Here is an 18233-nt window from a genome sequence, read left to right as displayed (position 1 = left end):
CGGCGCCTCCGTCACACCCGTCCCGCCGGTCGCCCCCGGCTTCAGCCGGGTCGCCGCCGTCGACTGCGGCACGAACTCCATCCGGCTGCTGGTCGCCGACGTCGACCCCGGCACCGGCGAACTGCTCGAACTCGACCGCCGTATGACGATCGTGCGGCTCGGCCAGGACGTGGACCGGACCGGCCGGCTGGCCCCCGAGGCACTGGAGCGGACGTTCACCGCGTGCCGCGCCTACGCGGAGGTGATCCGCGAGCTCGGTGCGACGACGGTGCGGTTCGTGGCCACCTCGGCCTCGCGGGACGCCTCCAACCGGGACGACTTCGTCCGCGGGGTGCGGGACATCCTCGGCGTCGATCCCGAGGTCGTCTCGGGCGCGGAGGAGGCCGAGCTCTCCTTCACCGGCGCGACCAGGGAGCTGGCGGGGCACGGGACGGGCGCGCGGAGCGCGTCCTCCGGGGACGGCGACGGGCGGGAGGCGGACGGATTCGCCCGGCCCTACCTGGTCGTGGACATCGGCGGCGGCTCGACCGAGTTCGTCGTGGGCGAGGACGGGGTTCGCGCGGCGCGTTCGGTGGACGTCGGCTGCGTCCGGATGACCGAGCGGCACCTGGTGCGGGACGGCGCCGTCACCGACCCGCCGTCCGCAGAGCAGGTCGCGGCGATGCGCGCCGACATCGAGGCGGCCCTCGACCTGGTCGAGGAGTCGGTCCCGCTGCGTGAGGCGCGGACCCTGGTCGGACTGGCCGGTTCGGTCACGACCGTCTCCGCCATCGCGCAGGACCTGCCCGCCTACGACTCGGCGGCCATCCACCACTCCCGGATCTCCCGCGACACGGTCCGTGAGATCACCGGGTGGCTGCTGCGCTCCACGCACGCCGAGCGCGCGGCGGTCCCCTCCATGCACCCGGGGCGCGTCGACGTGATCGCCGCCGGGGCCCTCGTCCTGCTGTCGATCATGGAGCGGACCGGGGCCGAGGAGGTCGTGGTGAGCGAGCACGACATCCTCGACGGCATCGCGTGGTCGGTGGCCTAGTCCTGCCGCCGGCCGGGCGGCCGGCTGTGGCTCCAGGGCCCGTCGGCGGGTGGCCTGGGCCACGCGGGCGGGGTGGTCCGGGTCTCCTTTGCTACCGATCAGTAGCCCTCGGCTGAGCAGGTCGGATAGCGTATGAGCGCCTCCGGGGGGTCTGTGCGGACCCTTCGGAGGCGCCCCGTCGGGAAAGTTCGTGAAGTTCTTCACAAGGATTTCTGTGCGGCCGGGCGAGGAAAGTGGCGGGACTGCCCCTTTCGGGGGTCCGACCCCTGTGCGCAGGGGTCCGGCGGGCCGTTTCGGAGGGGTCGCGGGGGGAGTTTCCGAGGCGCTTCCGAGGGGGTCTCCAGGTGGCCCGGGAGGCGCGGAGTTGCAGCTCACGCGGCCTTGACAACGGTTCATACCGCCCCGCCCCCGGCCTGCCCCGCGAGGCCCTGGATCAACGGGGTGGCGGAGGATAACACAAGCCCTGTGGATGCTTGTGAAGGGGCGCACGAGCTACCCCCCCGAGGCGGGTGGATACTCGATGCCATGAGCACCACGGAGCGTCCCAGGATCCTCGTAGTAGGCGGTGGGTACGTAGGCCTGTACGCAGCTCGGCGCATTCTCAAGAAGATGCGCTACGGCGAGGCGACCGTCACGGTCGTCGACCCCCGGTCGTACATGACCTACCAGCCCTTCCTCCCCGAAACCGCCGCCGGCAACATCTCCCCGCGCCACGTCGTCGTCCCGCTGCGACGCGTGCTGCCGAAGGCGGAGGTGCTCACCGGCCGGGTCACCACCATCGACCAGGACCGCAAGGTCGCCACGATCGCCCCGCTGGTCGGCGAGGCGTACGAGCTGCCCTTCGACTACCTGGTCATCGCGCTCGGCGCGGTCTCCCGCACCTTCCCGATCCCCGGCCTCGCCGAGCAGGGCATCGGCATGAAGGGCATCGAGGAGGCCATCGGCCTGCGCAACCACGTCCTCGAACAGCTCGACAAGGCCGACTCCACGACCGACGAGGAGATCCGCCGCAAGGCGCTCACCTTCGTCTTCGTCGGCGGCGGCTTCGCCGGCGCGGAGACCATCGGTGAGGTCGAGGACCTGGCCCGGGACGCGGCCAAGTACTACACCAACGTGTCCCGCGAGGACATGCGCTTCATCCTGGTGGACGCCGCGGACAAGATCCTGCCCGAGGTCGGCCCCAAGCTCGGCCAGTACGGCAAGGAGCACCTGGAGAGCCGCGGGGTCGAGATCTACCTCTCCACCTCCATGGACTCCTGCGTCGACGGCCACGTCGTGCTGAAGAACGGCCTGGAGGTCGACTCCAGCACGATCGTGTGGACGGCCGGCGTCAAGCCGAACCCGGCCCTGACCCGCTACGGCCTGCCGCTCGGCCCCCGCGGTCACGTCGACTGCGCGCCCACCCTCCAGGTGCAGGGCACCGACTACATCTGGGCCGCCGGCGACAACGCCCAGGTGCCCGACCTCGTCGGCCGCAAGGCCGGCAACGAGAACGCCTGGTGCCCGCCGAACGCGCAGCACGCGCTGCGGCAGGCGAAGGTCCTCGGCGACAACGTGATCTCCGGCCTGCGGGGCTTCCCGCAGAAGGACTACAGCCACGCCAACAAGGGCGCGGTCGCGGGCCTCGGCCTCCACAAGGGCGTCGCGATGATCGTCATGGGCAAGATGAAGATCAAGCTCAAGGGCCGTCTCGCCTGGTACATGCACCGTGGCTACCACGGCATGGCCATGCCGACCTGGAACCGCAAGATCCGCGTCTTCGCCGACTGGACCCTCGGCATGTTCCTCAAGCGCGAGGTCGTGGCGCTCGGCGCGCTGGAGTCCCCGCGCGAGGAGTTCTACGAGGCCGCGAAGCCGGCCCCGGTCGCGGCCGCTGCCAAGGCCGAGGAGAAGCCGAAGGCCGAGCAGGCCAAGGCGTCCTGACCTTCCCTCACCTGTTCCTTCCCGAAGGACCTTCCGCCATCCGTGGTGCGGGAGGTCCTTCGGCGTTTTCGGCCGGCGGCGGCCGGTTCCGAAGGGTTTGCCCAGCCGTAACGCGCGTGGGGGACTGCGACGCGGCGTCACAGGTGTTTACGTGGTGTCGGACGTTCAGGGACCACTCCTCACGGAGGTGTACGCCATGGCTGACGCCGCGTCGCGGCTGACGGGCCTCGTCGAACAGTTGCTGGGGGCTCCGCTCCCGCTCCGCATCCGCGCCTGGGACGGTTCTCAGGCCGGGCCGCCGGACGCCCCCGCACTGGTGGTGCGCAACCGGCGCGCGGTGCGCCGGCTGTTGTGGAAGCCCGGAGAGCTCGGCCTGGCCCGGGCCTGGGTCGCCGGGGACCTGGAGGTCGAGGGGGACCTCTACACCGCGCTCGCCCTGATCGCGGGACTGTGGGAGCGCCAGGAGAACCCCAGGAGCCTGGTCCGGGCGCTGCGCGACCCCGAGGTGCGGGCCGCCGCCCTCGGCCTCGTCCGGTTCGCCGGCTCCCCGCTGCCGCCCGCCCCGCCCCGCGAGGAGGTGCGCAGGGCCCGCCGCGGCCTGCACAGCAAACGCAGCGACAAACACGCCATCAGCCACCACTACGACGTCGGCAACGAGTTCTACGAGCTCGTCCTCGGCTCGTCCATGGTGTACTCCTGCGCCTACTGGTCCGCCCCCGAACCGGCGGGCACGCTCGCGGACGCCCAGCGCGACAAGCTCGAACTCGTGTGCCGCAAGCTCGCCCTGACACCGGGTCAGCGGCTGCTGGACGTCGGCTGCGGCTGGGGCTCCCTGGCCGTCCACGCGGCCCGCGAACACGGCGTGCGGGTGGTCGGCATCACCCTCTCCCAGGAGCAGGCCGCCTACGCCCGCAAGCGCGTCGCCGAGGAGGGGCTCACCGACCGGGTCGAGATCCGGGTGCAGGACTACCGCGACGTCGTCGACGGGCCCTTCGACGCCGTCTCCTCCATCGGCATGGCCGAGCACGTCGGCGCCGAGCGGTACCTGGAGTACGCGGACCTGCTGCACCGGCTGCTCGCCCCCGGCGGGCGGCTGCTCAACCACCAGATCGCCCGCCGCCCGCAGCGCGACGAGTCGACGTACGCCCTCGACGAGTTCATCGACGCCTACGTGTTCCCCGACGGTGAACTGGCCCCGCTGGGCACCACCGTCACCCAGCTGGAACGCGCCGGGTTCGAGGTACGCGACGTCGAGTCGATCCGCGAGCACTACGCGCTCACCCTGCGCCGCTGGGTGGCCTGTCTGGAGGCGGGCTGGACGCGGGCCGTGCGGCTGGCCGGTCCCGGCCGCGCCCGGGTCTGGCGGCTGTACATGGCCGCCTGCGCGGTCGCCTTCGAACGCAACCAGATCGGCGTCAACCAGGTGCTCGCGGTGCGGACGCCGGACTCCGGCGCCTCCGGCATGCCGCTGCGGGCGCGTACCTGGAACTGAGCGCACACGACAGGGCCCCGTCCCGGCAGCCGGAACGGGGCCCTGTCGTGTGCGCGCGGCTACTCGGCCTTGATCGCCGACAGCATGTTCAGCCGGGCCGCCCGCCGGGCCGGCCACAGCGCCGCCAGCACCCCCACCGTCCCCGCCAGCAGGAGGAACAGGGCCATCCTGGCCCAGGGCAGGACGAGTTCGTACGTCGCCATCCTCGCGCCGAGCAGTTCGCCGGCCGCCCAGCCGAAGAACACGCCCAGGCCGATGCCCAGGACGGCGCCGAACAGGGAGATGACGAGGGACTCCAGGCGGACCATCCGCTTGATGCCCTTGCGGTCCAGGCCGATGGCGCGCAGCATGCCGATCTCCTGCGAGCGTTCGAAGACCGACATGGCCAGCGTGTTGATCACGCCGAGGACCGCCACGATCACCGCCATCGCCAGCAGGCCGTAGACCATGTTCAGCATCAGCGTGAACATCTGCGCGATGTCCTCGGAGAGGTCCTTCTTGTCCTGGACCTTGATGGCCGGGTTGAGGCCGAGGGCCTTCTCCAGGCGGTCCTTCGTCGCGTCGGACGCGCCGCCGGACGTCTTCACCATGACCTGCATGTCGGCCGGGTCCGACTGGTGCGGGGCCAGCGCCGAGGTGTCCAGCATGATGCCCTGGATCATCTCGTTGCCCTCGTAGATCCCGGCGACCGTCAGCCGCTGCCTGCGACCGTCCTCGTAGGAGACGGTGAAGGCCGAACCGGCCTTCCACTTGTGCGACTTGGCGGTGTCGGCGTCCGCGACGACCCGGGTGCCGCCGACCGTGAAGGAGCCCTCGTCGACCTTGAGGTCGGTGAGGTCGTCGATCGCGCCGCCGTCGACCGCGGTGACGTACTCGGTGGTGCCGTCGATGCGGGTGGCCGCGTTGCGCAGCGGGCTGGTGGCGGTGACGCCGTCGACACGCGCCAGTCTGGTCCGCACGTCCGGGGAGAGCTCGTTGCCGTTGGCCATGGACACCACGTAGTCGGCGCTGATCGCCGCCGACGCCATCTTGTCGATCGACCGCTGGAGGCTGCCCGCCATCACCGTCATGCCCGTGATGAGGGTCAGGCCGATCATCAGCGCGGACGCGGTGGCGGCCGTACGGCGGGGGTTGCGGACAGAGTTCTGGCGGGCCAGCTTGCCCGCGATGCCGAACCCGCGCAGGACCGGTGCCGCGGCCGCGATCAGCGGGCGGGACAGCAGCGGGGTGAGGATGAAGACGCCGATGATCAGCAGGACCGCGCCGATGCCCATGGGCGCCTGGCCGTCGGAGCCCTCCATCGTCCGGGCCGCGAGGACCACCGCGACGCCCGCCCCGCTGAACAGCGCGCCCAGCGTGTTGCGCAGGACCAGCGACTTGGTGGTGGCCGGGGCGTGCAGGCTGCTCATCGCGGCCACCGGCGGGATCTTCGCGGCCCGGCGGCCCGGCAGCCAGGCCGCCAGCATGGTGACGAGGATGCCGACCGCGAACGCGGCGGCGACCGTGCCGGGGGAGACGACCAGCGGGCCGTCGGGGACCGTCGCGCCGAACGAGCCCATGAGCGAGCGCAGTCCGGCGCCGATGCCGATGCCCGCGACCAGACCGGCGACCGCGGCGACGGCGCCGACCACGAACGCCTCCAGGAGCACCGACCGGGTGACCTGCCGGCGCGAGGCGCCGACCGCGCGCATCAGCGCCAGTTCCCTGGTGCGCTGGGCGACCAGCATGGTGAAGGTGTTGGCGATGATGAACGTACCGACGAACAGCGCGATGCCGGCGAAGACCAGCAGGCCCTGCTTGAGGCCCGACATCGAGGCGGAGATCAACCGCGCCTGCGAGTCGGCGAGTTCCTGCCCGGTGGTGGTCTCCGTGCGGTCCTCGGGCAGGGCCTTGTCGAGGGCGCTCTTCAGCGCCGCCTGGCTGGTGCCCGGCGCCGCCTTCACGTCGATCTCGTCGTAGGTGCCCGGCTTGCCGAAGAGGCGCTGCGCGGTCGCGGTGTCGAACAGGGCGAGGCTGCCGCCGGCCGCGACGTTGCCGTCGTCGGTGGTGAAGACGCCGGTGACCTTCGGGGTGAGGACCGGGCCGTCCACCGACAGACGCACGGTGTCGCCGATGCCGTACCCGGTGCGCCGGGCGGTGGCCGAGTCGATGAGGACCTCGCCCGCGCCCTTCGGGGCGCGCCCCTCGGCGAGCGGGTACCGGGCGTCCTTGGCGCCCCAGTAGTTCCCGCCCTGCGACTGGAAGCCGCCGCCGACGAGCTTGCCGTGCTTGTCGGCGATGGCCGTGAAGCCGCTGACCACGCCGGTGGCGGACGCGGCACCGGGGACCCGGGCGCTCCGGTCGAGCATCGCCCGGGTCAGCTCGGAGGTCTTGCCGATCCGGTCGCCCTTGTCCTCCTGGCTCTCGGCCACGACGGCGACGTCGACCTGGTCGAAGCCCTTGGCCGAGCTCTTCTGGTACGCGTCGGAGATGGTGTTGGTGAAGACCAGGGTCCCCGACACGAAGGCCACGCCGAGCATCACGGCGAGCACGGTCATCAGGAGCCGGGCCTTGTGCGCGAGTACGTTGCGCAAGGCGGTACGGAACATGGGTTCTCTCTGTCCGGGCGGGTGGAGGTGGGGGAGCGTCAGCTCGTGCGGCCCTTGGCGTCGAACTGCTTCATGCGGTCGAGCACCGAGTCCGCCGTCGGCCCGTACACCTCGTCGACGATCCGCCCGTCCGCCAGGAACACCACCCGGTCCGCGTACGCCGCCGCCACCGGGTCGTGGGTCACCATCACCACCGTCTGCCCCAGCTCCCGCACGGAGTTGCGCAGGAAGCCCAGGACCTCGGCGCCGGCGCGCGAGTCGAGGTTTCCGGTCGGCTCGTCACCGAAGATGATGTCGGGCCGGGAGGCCAGGGCGCGGGCGACGGCCACGCGCTGCTGCTGGCCGCCGGACAGCTGCGCGGGCCGGTGACCGAGCCGGTCGGCCAGCCCGATCATCCGGATCACGTTGTCCAGCCACTCCTTGTCCGCCTTGCGGCCCGCGATGTCCATGGGGAGGGTGATGTTCTCCAGGGCCGTCAGCGTCGGCAGCAGGTTGTACGCCTGGAAGATGAAGCCGATCTTGTCCCGGCGCAGCTTGGTCAGCTGCTTGTCCTTGAGGGAGCCCAGTTCGGTCTCGCCGATGCGCACCGAGCCGGAGGAGAAGGTGTCCAGACCGGCCACGCAGTGCATCAGCGTGGACTTGCCGGATCCGGAGGGGCCCATGATCGCCGTGAACTCGGCCTGCGGGAAGTCGATGGAGACCCGGTCGAGGGCGACCACCTGGGTCTCGCCCTGTCCGTAGATCTTCGACAGATCCGTGGCACGTGCGGCCACGGTGGTGGTCCGGCCGGCGATGGATGAGGTGGTCACGAGGAGACGCTCCTGTCGGGACGGCGATGCGGATGAAGGGGACTGGTCCCATCGTGTCCGTGGATCAGGAGCGTGTAGTCACCCGCTGTTCCGGTTCTGGAGGCAGCCTGCGGTCGGACCGGGCGCGTTCACGTCATACCTGGGGATGACGGCCCACCCCGAGAAGGGCCGGTCGAGAACGGGTGGAGCGCCCTTGTTCGGACGGTGAAATTCCGTCATTCCGTATACGCGGCCCGGCGCCGCACGGAACGCTACTGGCAAGTGCGGATGGCCCGTTCCAGGGGCTGATGCACCCTCAGAACTCAATAAAATAAGACAACATCGCGCTGCCCGGCCGCAGTTCGGGGGAGGTATCCCGATAGGCTCGGCACCTCGACGCGGAGCCCACGGCCTGCCCGGATGGTGGAATGCAGACACGGCGAGCTTAAACCTCGCTGCCCCTCAGTGGGCGTGCCGGTTCAAGTCCGGCTCCGGGCACTTCCGCAGTCACTCATGGTGATCACCGATGACGGACGGTCACTCATGCCGTGCGTCCGTGCCAGTCGGCTGCCGCTCCAGAACGCCCGGGTGCCGTTGGCGGGCAGCCCGTTTCGCGCGGGTCCGCGGGAGTCTGACGACGTGTGAGTCCTCGGAGCCCGGCGCGGCGGCCGTACCGGCGCCGCGTCGACCGCCGCGCGACCGTTGACACGAGACGTGGACGGGCAGAGACTCACGGGAGCCTGGTGAAGGAAATTTCACAGGACGAACAACCGGACAGGCGACCGGACGTGCAGCCGGCGAACAACCGGGCGAACAACCGGACGAACAACCGTCTCCGTACTCGGCGCGGCAACGACGCCCATCGAAGGGAACGACCCGATGCGCACCACCGTCGGCATCATCGGAGCCGGCCCCGCCGGCCTCCTCCTCGCCCGGCTGCTCCACAACGCGGGCATCGACTCGGTCGTCCTGGAGAGCCGCGACCGGGCCTACGTCGAGCAGCGCCAGCGGGCCGGCATCCTCGAACAGGGCACGGTGGACGTGCTGCGCGCGGCCGGGGCCGCCGGGCGCCTGGACCGCGAGGGGCTCCGGCACGACGGCATCGAGCTGCGGTTCGCCAGGCGGCGCCACCGCGTCGACTTCCCCGCCCTCACCGGCGGCCGGTCCGTGACCGTCTACGCCCAGACCGAGGTCTGCAAGGACCTCATCGCCCTCCAGCTGACGTCCGGCGGCCCGCTGCTGTTCGAGGCGCAGGCCCTCGCCGTGGAGGACGCGGAGAGCGACAGCCCGCGCGTGCGGGTTCCGGCACGAGGGCCGCGAGGACGTCCTGGAGTGCGAGTACGTCGTCGGCTGCGACGGCTTCCGGGGCGTCTCCCGCGACGCGGTCCCCGCCGGCACCGGCCGCGTCTTGGAGCGGACCTACCCCTACGGCTGGCTCGGCATCCTCGCCGACGTCCCGCCCTCCCACGACGAGCTCGTCTACGCCCGCCACGACCGCGGCTTCGCCCTGCTGTCCATGCGCTCCCCGAGCGTGTCCCGCCTCTACCTCCAGGTGCCCCAGGGCACGGACGCCGCCGAGTGGAGCGACGACGACATCTGGGCGGAGCTGGAGCGCCGCTTCGAGACCGACGACGACTGGCGGCTGCGGCGCGGCCCGATCACCCAGAAGTCCGTCACCCCGATGCGCTCCTACGTCCACGAACCGATGCGGCACGGCCGCCTCTTCCTCGCCGGCGACGCGGCGCACATCGTGCCGCCCACGGGCGCCAAGGGCCTCAACCTCGCCGTCGGTGACGTGGTCACCTTCGCGAGGGCACTGACGCATGAGAAGGAGACGGGCTCGGCCGGGCTCCTCGACGCCTACTCCGCGACCTGTCTGCGCCGCGTCTGGCAGGCCGAGCGGTTCTCCTACGACATGACGACCCTCCTGCACCGGGCGCCCGACGCGACCGGCTTCGAGGAGCGCCTCCAACTGGCCCGCCTGGAGCGGCTCGCGTCCTCCCGGGCGGCCGAGACGGACCTCGCCGAGGCGTACACCGGGTTCCCGTTCGGGTGACGCTCGATCCGGTGATCCGGGAGCGGGATCTCCGGACGGTTCCGGACGTGTCGCGGCTTGGTCATGAATGAGCCCCTCCGGTCCTGGGAATCAGAGATCCGCGTAGCGTGTTGCGCAGCACGACGAGGGAAAGATCCTCCCCAAGCAGTAGGGTCAATCCTTTGCCTACCTATTACTCTTGTGGCCAAGGCCACGACCGTGGCCATGGAGGAGTGAAATGAGGAGCAGAAACCCGGTCTTCTCGCGACGGGGGTTCAGCCGCGACAACGGCTACGCGGGCTTCAACACCGCGCCGCAGGCCGGGGGTCCCGCAGTCGGCACGCAGCAGGGCAACCCGTACGCCCAGCCGTCCGGCAACCCCTACGCGCAGAACCCGTACGCCCAGCAGGACCTGCAGTACGCCGCTCCGCCGCAGGCCCCGGCCACCACCGGCCGGATGACGATCGACGACGTCGTCCTGCGGACCGGTTCGACGCTCGGTGTCCTCATCGTCACCGCCGCGCTCGCGTGGACGCTGCTGCCCGTCGACGACGCCAACATCAACCGCTCGTACGGCTTCGGTATCGGCGCCGCGCTGATCGGCATGGTCCTGGCGTTCGTGCAGTCCTTCAAGCGCAAGGCCTCGCCCGCGCTGATCCTGTCGTACGCGGCCTTCGAGGGCGTCTTCCTCGGCGTCGTCTCCAACATCGTCGACGACCGCATCGCCAGCGGCGCGGCCATGCAGGCCGTGATCGGCACCATGGCGGTCTTCGCCGGCGTGCTGGTCGCCTACAAGGCCGGCTGGATCCGCGTCAACCGGCGCTTCTACGGCTTCGTCATGGCGGCCGCCCTCGGCTTCGTCCTGCTGATGGCGGTGAACCTGCTGTTCGCCGTCTTCGGCGGCGGTGACGGCCTCGGCTTCCGCAGCGGCCCGCTCGGCATCGTGTTCGGTGTCATCGGCATCCTGCTCGGCGCGTGCTTCCTCGCCCTCGACTTCAAGCAGGTCGAGGACGGCATCGCCTACGGCGCCCCCCGCGAGGAGGCCTGGCTCGCCGCCTTCGGCCTGACGCTGACCCTGGTGTGGATCTACATGGAGTTCCTGAGGCTCATCGCGATCCTCAACAGCAACGACTAGCTCCGCCGCACCACGAAAGGGCCCCGGGTTCACCCGGGGCCCTTTCGCTGTCCACACGTGCGCGCCTAGAGCAGTTTGCGCGCGGCCCTCCTCAGGTCGTACTCGTGAATGATCGCCTTGGCGTGGCCGTACGCGAGGTCGTGCTCGGCGCGGAGCCAGCTGACCTTCTCCTCGAAGCGGAAGAGAGCGGGGCCTTCGTCGACGGTGCGCAGCCAGTCGGACACCTCACGACCGGTGCAGTGGGGAATGCGGGCGAGCATGTTGCGGTGGGTCTCCTGGGAGAAGACTTGGGACATCGGCGCCTCCGGACGCAAAGGGGATGTAAGCCGGTCCTTCCAGTCACCGTGCCTGAGCGTCGGCGCGTTGGCAACAGTCGCGGTGCGGCGCGTAGTCTCGCGGCGTGGTTGATACGACGCCTCTCGTCCGCGCGGTGGATCACTTCGCCGACCGTCTGCGGGCCGCTCCGCAGAGCCGGTTGCAGCGCAGTGCCGCCGCGGAAGCGCTGGCGCTGGCCAGGGAGTTGGCCCGGTGGGCGCAGCGGGTCGAGGACCCGGGAGGTCCGCCCCGGGAGATGCCCGACGCGGGAATGTTCGCCGCGGCCGATCAGATCACCGTCGCCGTGCACGATGTCGCGCTCGTGCTGCGGAGTGACGGGGAGGTCGCGGAGGCCGTGCGGATGGTTGAGGAGGCGCAGAAGCGGGCGGGGGTTTGACGGGTGCGGGGTCCCGTGCGGGTGCGTGGGGTCTTTTGCGCAGTTCCTCGCGCCCCTGGGGTGGGGCCGGTTCAGCCGGGTTTCCGGTGCGGGTGCGTGGGGCTTGGCGCGCAGTTCCTCGCGCCCCTCGGGTGGGGCGGGTCGGCCCGGGTTTCGTGTGCGGGGCCTCGTGCCTGTGAGGTGGGGCGGGTGGGTCAGAGGCTGGCTATGACTCGGTCCGCGAGGATGTAGACGTTCTCCTCGCCGCAGGCGAACGTCAGGGTGTAGGCGCCCGAGATGCCGGAGCCGCCCAGGAGGGTCGGGGTGAGGCCGGCGCGGAGAGCGGCCGCGAGACGTTCCGCGGTCTCGCGGTGGCCCGGGGTCATGCACAGCGTCGTACCGTCCGCGAAGACGTAGACGTCGAGGGTGCCCAGCGGGCCCGGGCGGACGTCGGCCAGTTCCACGTGGGAGGCGGCCAGTTCCTCCAGGGTCGCGACCGTACGCTCATGGTCGTCGACGGCCGGTGACGCGACCGGCACGAAGTCCGGGTGCGAGGGGTGGCGGCGGCGGGCCGCGGCCAGCTCCGGGGACTCCCCGGCGAACTCGTCGGTGTCCGCGCCCGGCTCGGTCACCGTCTCCAGCGGCTCCAGGCCCAGGAAGTCGGCCTGGCGGGGCAGGAACAGCTCACTGTCCGGCAGGCCCAGCAGGCTGGGCGCGTCGGAGGCGTCACGGGACTCCTGCGCGGCCCAGAACGCCCGCGCCTCGGCGAGCTCACGCTCCCGCTCCTCGGCGAGCGCCTCGGCCACGGCCGCGCGTATCTCGTCGACGTCCGCGGCGAGACGGGCGGCGGGCACCCGGCCGCGCAGGGCGGCCGCGTTGCTCTGCGCCAGTTCCGTGTGCAGCGCCGCGACCTGTCGGCGCAGCACCATGAGGGTGCGCAGGACGGCGACGCCCACGGCGCCTGTGGCGGCCGTGGTGAGCAGCAAAGCGATCGGCATGGCGCTCACTGACGTACTCCCGGTTCAAAAGTCGACCCCCGACTTCCTACATCAGCTTGAAGGGCGGACTATCCCGCTGTCAGTGCGTAACGTCACGAAACGGGCAGGAGTTTGGGTCGGGGGGTAGGTGGGGTAGTGGCTCTGACCTGGGCGAATCCTGTTCTGGGCGAGATAGGTCACATCCTGGGGGAGATTGGATCACAAATCGGCCCAGAACCCGGGGGTTTCTCAGGTTCTGGGCCGATGGGTGACGCAGGGTCCCCGGTCGGCTACTGACAGGTGTTCAGCAGCGGTCCGGGGGCGGGGCGGAGAGGGTCAGCTGAGGCGCTCGATGACCATCGCCATGCCCTGGCCGCCGCCGACGCACATCGTCTCCAGGCCGAACTGCTTGTCGTGGAACTGGAGCGAATTGATCAGCGTGCCGGTGATGCGGGCGCCGGTCATGCCGAACGGGTGGCCGACGGCGATGGCGCCACCGTTGACGTTCAGCTTGTCCAGCGGGATGCCCAGGTCGCGGTAGGACGGGATCACCTGGGCGGCGAACGCCTCGTTGATCTCGACCAGGTCGATGTCGCCGATGGTGAGGCCCGCGCGCCGCAGGGCCTGCTTGCTCGCCTCGACCGGGCCGAGGCCCATGATCTCGGGGGAGAGGCCGGAGACGCCGGTGGAGACGATCCGGGCCAGCGGGGTCAGGCCGAGTTCGGCGGCCTTGGTGTCGGACATGATCACCAGGGCGGCCGCGCCGTCGTTCAGCGGGCAGCAGTTGGCCGCCGTCACCATGCCGTCGGGGCGGAAGACCGGCTTGAGGCCCTGGACGCCCTCCAGCGTGACGCCGGCGCGCGGGCCGTCGTCCTTGGCGACGACCGTGCCGTCGGGCAGCGTGACCGGGGTGATCTCGCGCTCCCAGAAGCCGTTCTTGATGGCTTCCTCGGCGAGGTTCTGCGAGCGGACGCCGAACTCGTCCATGTCCTGGCGGGTGACGCCCTTGATGCGGGCCAGGTTCTCGGCGGTCTGGCCCATCGCGATGTAGGCGTCGGGCACGAGGCCGTCCTCGCGCGGGTCGTGCCAGCTGGTGCCCTCCTGCTCGGCGACCGCGGCGGTGCGCGCCTCGGCCTCGGCGAAGAACGGGTTGTGCGTGTCGGGCAGGCTGTCGGAGTTGCCCTTGACGAACCGGGAGACCAGCTCGACACCCGCCGAGATGAACACGTCGCCCTCGCCGGCCTTGATGGCGTGCAGGGCCATGCGGCTCGTCTGGAGCGACGAGGAACAGTAGCGGGTGATCGTGCAGCCGGGGAGGTGGTCCATCCCCATCTGCACGGCCACGATCCGGCCGAGGTTGTTGCCCTGCTCGCCGCCGGGCAGGCCGCAGCCGAGCATCAGGTCGTCGATGTCCCGGGGGTCGAGCTCCGGGACCTTGGCGAGCGCCGCCTGGATGATCGTGGCGGTCAGGTCGTCGGGGCGCAGGTCCTTGAGGGAGCCCTTGAAAGCGCGGCCGATGGGGGAGCGGGCGGTCGAGACGATCACGGCTTCGGGCATCACGGCTCCAGACGACGACGGGAGGGGCTTACGGGGCAAGTTACCTGTCCGTAAGCCCGTGGTCACCGCCATCCGGGTGTGATGCGGACCTCTTTTCCAAGCGCTTGCTTAGGTCCAGGTGGCGGGTGGCGCCGGGACGAACAGCCGTCCACCGGTGGCCGGGCCGGCGGCCGGACCACACGACCCGCCCACGGCGAGGCGAGGACCGCCGCGAGCGGGACGGGCGCCAGCGGGACCGGAGCCAGCGGGACCGGCGCGCGCGGAGGACCGGCACGCGCAGGACCGGCGGCGAGCCGGCCCGCCGCGAGCAGGGCCCGCGATGGTCCGGTGACGTCGCCGTGCCGCTCACGCGGTGAACGCTGCGCGTACGCGAGGAGGTGCTGCGCGTACGCGAGGAGGTGCTGCGCGTACGCGAGGAGGTGCTGCGCGTACGCGGGGGACGCGGCCCTCAGGTCTCCGCGCCGTCCTTGTCGTGCGGCCCGCCCACCGGCTCGTCGACGCGCACCGCCGCAGGCAGCCTGCGGCGGCGCCGCTTGAGCAGGGCCCAGGGCCCCTTCGGGCCGCTCGGCATGGCCGCCGCGACCTCCGTACCGGCCTCCGAGGCCGCCTCCGCGGCGGCCCGGGCCACGGGAAGGAAGCCCTCGCGGCGGGAGACGTCCGGACGCTCCTCGTCGGCCGGCCACAGGCCCAGCGCCGCGCAGACCGTGGGCAGCACCGCCATCGCCGCCGTGGCGTAGCCCTCCGCGGAGGGGTGGTAGTTGTCCGGGCCGAACAGCTCCCGCGGGTTCGCCTCGAACTCGGGGCCCAGCAGGTCGCCCAGCGACACCGTGCGGCCGCCCTGCTCCACCGCCCCGATGGTCTGCGCCGCCGCCAGCTGGCGGGACGCCCGCCGGGCCAGCCACCGCAGCGGCTGCTGCACCGGCTCGATGGTGCCCAGGTCGGGACAGGTCCCGACGACGACCTCGGCGCCCGCCGTGCGCAGCCGCCGTACCGCCGCCGCGAGGTGACGCACCGAACGCGTCGGTGGCATCCGGTGGGTCACGTCGTTCGCACCGATCATGATCACGCAGACGTCGGGCACCCGGGTGGAATCCGACAGGGCGAGCGCGACCTGCCGGTCCAGGTCGTCGGAGCAGGCCCCGGGCAGGGCCAGGTTGCGCAGTTCCACCGGGCGTTCCGCCACCGCCGCCAGCCCCGAGGCCAGCAGCGCGCCCGGCGTCTGCCCGCCCCGGTGCACGCCCTGGCCGGCCGCCGTCGAGTCGCCCAGCATCGCCAGCCGCAGCGGCGGCTCACCCGGGACGGAGTACCCGAGGCCGTACAGCCCCTGCGCGTTCGGCACATGGGGTGCCGAGCCGTTGCCCACCTGCCGCCTGGCCATCCGCACCTCGGCCAGCACCAGACCGACCGCCGCCGCCCCGGCCAGACCGATCCCGCCACCGCCGTAGGCGGCGCCGGCCGCGATGCGCCGGGCCACCCTCGCTCTCGACATGCTCGTCATACGTCGCCGCCACCTCCACGTACCGGTACACCCACTGCTTGCCCCGCACGCACCGTCGTCAAATCCCCACGGGCGGTGAACGACCGTCACGAGTGCCGGAGCGGCGGTCGGCCCTGTCGTCGGACACCCCCTGCCCCCTGGGGCGCGGGCCGCACCCCGCAGCGCGCCGAACCACCCGCGTGGCCCACCCGGCCCCGGAACCGGACGAACAGCGGGAATCCGACGGCAGCCCTTAGGCTGGCGGAACCACTACGACCACTTCTTTTGCAAGCATCCGGAGACAACGGTGCAATTCCACGACTCGATGATCAGCCTCGTCGGCAACACCCCGCTGCTGAGGCTCAACAGCGTGACCAAGGGCATTCGGGCGACCGTCCTCGCCAAGGTGGAGTACTTCAACCCCGGCGGTTCCGTGAAGGACCGCATCGCCCTGCGCATGATCGAGGCGGCCGAGGAGAGCGGCGAACTCAGGCCCGGCGGCACCATCGTCGAGCCGACCAGCGGCAACACCGGGGTCGGGCTCGCCATCGTGGCCCAGCAGAAGGGCTACAAGTGCATCTTCGTGTGCCCCGACAAGGTGTCCCTCGACAAGATCAACGTGATGCGGGCCTACGGGGCCGATGTGGTCGTCTGCCCCACCGCCGTCGATCCGGAGCACCCGGACTCCTACTACAACGTCTCCGACCGCCTCGTGCGCGAGACGCCCGGCGCCTGGAAGCCCGACCAGTACTCCAACCCGAACAACCCGCTCTCGCACTACCACTCCACCGGCCCCGAGCTGTGGGAGCAGACCGAGGGGCGGATCACCCACTTCGTGGCGGGCGTGGGCACCGGCGGCACCATCTCCGGCACCGGCCGCTACCTGAAGGACGCCAGTGACGGCAGGGTCCAGGTCGTCGGCGCCGACCCCGAGGGGTCCGTGTACTCCGGCGGCTCCGGACGGCCCTACCTCGTGGAGGGCGTCGGCGAGGACTTCTGGCCGAGCGCCTACGACCGGACGGTCGCCGACGAGATCGTCGCGGTGTCCGACAAGGACTCCTTCCAGATGACCCGCCGGCTCGCGAAGGAGGAGGGCCTGCTGGTGGGCGGCTCCTGCGGCATGGCCGTCGTCGCAGCGCTCCGCGTCGCCGAGCGCCTTGGCCCCGACGACGTGGTCGTCGTCCTGCTGCCCGACAGCGGCCGCGGCTACCTCTCAAAAATCTTCAACGACGAGTGGATGGCCGATTACGGTTTCCTGGAGAACGAGGGCACCAGCGCCCGCGTCGCCGACGTCCTCAGCGACAAGGTGCACGGCGCCATCCCCTCCCTCGTCCACATGCACCCGGACGAGACCGTCGGCCAGGCCATCGAGGTGCTGCGCGAGTACGGCGTCTCGCAGATGCCGATCGTGAAGCCGGGCGCCGGTCACCCGGACGTCATGGCCGCCGAGGTCGTCGGCTCGGTCGTCGAGCGGGAACTCCTGGACGCCCTGTTCACTCAGCGGGCCTCGCTGGAGGACCCGTTGGAGAAGCACATGTCGGCGCCGCTGCCGCAGGTCGGGTCCGGTGAGCCGGTCGCCGACCTGATGACCGTGCTGGGCTCGGCGGACGCGGCGATCGTCCTCGTCGAGGGCAAGCCGACCGGGGTGGTCAGCCGGCAGGACCTGCTGGCCTTCCTCGCCCGTGGTGGGAAGTGACGGCAAACCTGCGGTGAACCGCCGGTGCGGGCGATGAACTTGCGGTTTCCCACCGAAAGGGTGGACTTCGCGGAAGTGGTACGAGCGTGTCACGTACACGCAGCACCGGCTTAACACGGCTCCGGCACATTGGTGGATGTCGGCGGGGCGGGAGCGGCTCCCCGCCCAGCCGACACCGAAACGGCGTCAAGGACCTCCGGAGCGGCTCCCGGACCTCCATGGACGCCATGGACGCGCACGCCCGGCCCTGACCCGGCACGCGTCCTCCGCGGGGACCGCCGTCGTCCCGCCCCCCGGCAACGGGGGTGCGGCGGTCCCCGCGCACAACCCTCCGCGCCTTCCGCGCTTGAGACGGTCTCTCAAGTGCCGGTCGTGCCGGCTGCGGCTTTCCAGCCGCCGGGCAGCGCCGGCCTCTCCGCCGCCTCCGAGTCCGGCTCGGGTGTGTGGACCACGCTCGTGTGCTCCGGGTCGGTCAGGACCGTCACCGTCTCGTACGGCAGTGTGAGCAGGCCCGCCACCGGGTGAACCCGCGGCAGGTCATGGTGCTGCCCACCCGGCGGGTGTGAGGTCCGGGCGGGCGGTGTGGAAGCTCCTATAGATCGTCAAGCGGCTCGTGTGAGCTGTTCAGTGGTGACCTGAGGGTGGGGCAGGTGTCGGTAGACCTCGCGGGCGACGAATCGTTTCAGGCAGCGGACGATGTCTTTCTTCGTCATGCCTTCGGCGGTGCGTTTAGCGACGTAGTCCCGGGTGCGCTGGTCGTGGCGCATGCGGACCAGCACGATGGTGTGCAGGGCCCGGTTGGCCTGGCGGTCACCTCCCCGGTTGAGTCGGTGCCGGTTCG

Annotated in this window: 14 protein-coding genes, 1 tRNA gene and 1 pseudogene; 8 read left to right on the top strand and 8 right to left on the bottom strand. The window is 71.3% G+C overall.

The window, feature by feature from the left end; genetic code table 11:
• The first annotated feature begins 79 nt into the window (after nt 1-79).
• The 3 genes from ABZT03_RS18420 (at nt 80) to ABZT03_RS18410 (ending at nt 4448) form a co-directional block, all read left to right on the top strand.
• Entirely contained in the window at nt 80-1033 is a 954-nt protein-coding gene (locus tag ABZT03_RS18420; RefSeq protein ID WP_356040639.1) for a Ppx/GppA phosphatase family protein, read from the top strand.
• A 525-nt stretch (nt 1034-1558) separates the two neighbouring features.
• Nucleotides 1559-2956 (top strand): NAD(P)/FAD-dependent oxidoreductase, encoded by a 1398-nt coding sequence (locus ABZT03_RS18415; RefSeq protein ID WP_356040453.1) that lies wholly within the window; start codon nt 1559-1561, stop codon nt 2954-2956.
• Between the two features lie 196 nt (nt 2957-3152).
• Nucleotides 3153-4448, top strand: a complete 1296-nt coding sequence (locus ABZT03_RS18410) for a class I SAM-dependent methyltransferase (protein WP_356040451.1) — start codon at nt 3153-3155, stop codon at nt 4446-4448.
• A 59-nt stretch (nt 4449-4507) separates the two neighbouring features.
• Here ABZT03_RS18410 and ABZT03_RS18405 read toward each other — a convergent pair whose 3' ends face one another.
• On the bottom strand, nt 4508-7036 hold the full coding sequence (locus tag ABZT03_RS18405; RefSeq protein ID WP_356040449.1) for an ABC transporter permease: 2529 nt from the start codon (nt 7034-7036) through the stop codon (nt 4508-4510).
• 38 nt (nt 7037-7074) lie between these two features.
• Nucleotides 7075-7845 carry an ABC transporter ATP-binding protein gene (locus ABZT03_RS18400; RefSeq protein ID WP_356040447.1) on the bottom strand — a complete coding sequence of 257 codons (771 nt, stop codon included), beginning with the start codon at nt 7843-7845 and terminating at the stop codon, nt 7075-7077.
• A gap of 393 nt (nt 7846-8238) precedes the next feature.
• Between ABZT03_RS18400 and ABZT03_RS18395 the strand changes: the two genes are divergently transcribed.
• From ABZT03_RS18395 to ABZT03_RS18385, 3 genes and pseudogenes are all read left to right on the top strand, one after another.
• Nucleotides 8239-8322, top strand: a tRNA-Leu gene (locus tag ABZT03_RS18395).
• A gap of 381 nt (nt 8323-8703) precedes the next feature.
• Nucleotides 8704-9880: pseudogene (locus tag ABZT03_RS18390) on the top strand (4-hydroxybenzoate 3-monooxygenase).
• A 217-nt stretch (nt 9881-10097) separates the two neighbouring features.
• Entirely contained in the window at nt 10098-10994 is an 897-nt protein-coding gene (locus tag ABZT03_RS18385) for a Bax inhibitor-1/YccA family protein (protein ID WP_356040444.1), read from the top strand.
• Nucleotides 10995-11059: 65 nt separating this feature from the next.
• On the opposite strand, the gene ABZT03_RS18380 is transcribed toward ABZT03_RS18385, so the two are convergent.
• Complete coding sequence (locus ABZT03_RS18380) at nt 11060-11290, bottom strand: DUF4287 domain-containing protein (RefSeq protein WP_026151524.1); 231 nt, start codon at nt 11288-11290, stop codon at nt 11060-11062.
• A gap of 104 nt (nt 11291-11394) precedes the next feature.
• On the opposite strand from ABZT03_RS18380, the gene ABZT03_RS18375 reads away from it, so the two are divergent.
• On the top strand, nt 11395-11706 hold the full coding sequence (locus ABZT03_RS18375) for a hypothetical protein (RefSeq protein ID WP_356040440.1): 312 nt from the start codon (nt 11395-11397) through the stop codon (nt 11704-11706).
• Between the two features lie 194 nt (nt 11707-11900).
• Here ABZT03_RS18375 and ABZT03_RS18370 read toward each other — a convergent pair whose 3' ends face one another.
• From ABZT03_RS18370 to ABZT03_RS18360, 3 genes are all read right to left on the bottom strand, one after another.
• Complete coding sequence (locus ABZT03_RS18370; protein ID WP_356040437.1) at nt 11901-12683, bottom strand: hypothetical protein; 783 nt, start codon at nt 12681-12683, stop codon at nt 11901-11903.
• A 315-nt stretch (nt 12684-12998) separates the two neighbouring features.
• Complete coding sequence (locus ABZT03_RS18365; RefSeq protein WP_356040434.1) at nt 12999-14219, bottom strand: acetyl-CoA C-acetyltransferase; 1221 nt, start codon at nt 14217-14219, stop codon at nt 12999-13001.
• Between the two features lie 448 nt (nt 14220-14667).
• On the bottom strand, nt 14668-15717 hold the full coding sequence (locus ABZT03_RS18360) for an SGNH/GDSL hydrolase family protein (protein WP_356040432.1): 1050 nt from the start codon (nt 15715-15717) through the stop codon (nt 14668-14670).
• Nucleotides 15718-16003: 286 nt separating this feature from the next.
• Between ABZT03_RS18360 and ABZT03_RS18355 the strand changes: the two genes are divergently transcribed.
• Entirely contained in the window at nt 16004-17392 is a 1389-nt protein-coding gene (locus ABZT03_RS18355; protein WP_356040429.1) for a cystathionine beta-synthase, read from the top strand.
• Between the two features lie 359 nt (nt 17393-17751).
• Here the strand turns inward: ABZT03_RS18355 and ABZT03_RS18350 are convergent, their stop codons facing one another.
• Both ABZT03_RS18350 and ABZT03_RS18345 read right to left on the bottom strand, forming a co-directional pair.
• A complete protein-coding gene (locus ABZT03_RS18350) occupies nt 17752-17910 on the bottom strand; it encodes a hypothetical protein (RefSeq protein ID WP_356040426.1) in 159 nt (52 codons plus the stop codon).
• Nucleotides 17911-17994: 84 nt separating this feature from the next.
• A partial coding sequence (locus ABZT03_RS18345) for a transposase (protein WP_356040424.1) occupies nt 17995-18233 on the bottom strand: 239 nt, incomplete at its 5' end.

It is taken from the genome of Streptomyces sp. NPDC005574 (assembly GCF_040605435.1).
In the GTDB taxonomy this organism is placed as follows: domain Bacteria; phylum Actinomycetota; class Actinomycetes; order Streptomycetales; family Streptomycetaceae; genus Streptomyces.
Note: the sequence above shows the minus strand (reverse complement) of the source record. Positions and strands in the feature narration are given on the sequence as shown.

Bases quoted from the DNA above. Each gene is read 5' to 3' on its own strand.
- ABZT03_RS18365 (WP_356040434.1), bottom strand. From the start codon at position 14,219: ATGCCCGAAGCCGTGATCGTCTCGACCGCCCGCTCCCCCATCGGCCGC.
- ABZT03_RS18415 (WP_356040453.1), top strand. From the start codon at position 1,559: ATGAGCACCACGGAGCGTCCCAGGATCCTCGTAGTAGGCGGTGGGTAC.
- ABZT03_RS18385 (WP_356040444.1), top strand. From the start codon at position 10,098: ATGAGGAGCAGAAACCCGGTCTTCTCGCGACGGGGGTTCAGCCGCGAC.
- ABZT03_RS18410 (WP_356040451.1), top strand. From the start codon at position 3,153: ATGGCTGACGCCGCGTCGCGGCTGACGGGCCTCGTCGAACAGTTGCTG.
- ABZT03_RS18380 (WP_026151524.1), bottom strand. From the start codon at position 11,290: ATGTCCCAAGTCTTCTCCCAGGAGACCCACCGCAACATGCTCGCCCGC.
- ABZT03_RS18360 (WP_356040432.1), bottom strand. From the start codon at position 15,717: ATGACGAGCATGTCGAGAGCGAGGGTGGCCCGGCGCATCGCGGCCGGC.
- ABZT03_RS18405 (WP_356040449.1), bottom strand. From the start codon at position 7,036: ATGTTCCGTACCGCCTTGCGCAACGTACTCGCGCACAAGGCCCGGCTC.
- ABZT03_RS18370 (WP_356040437.1), bottom strand. From the start codon at position 12,683: ATGCCGATCGCTTTGCTGCTCACCACGGCCGCCACAGGCGCCGTGGGC.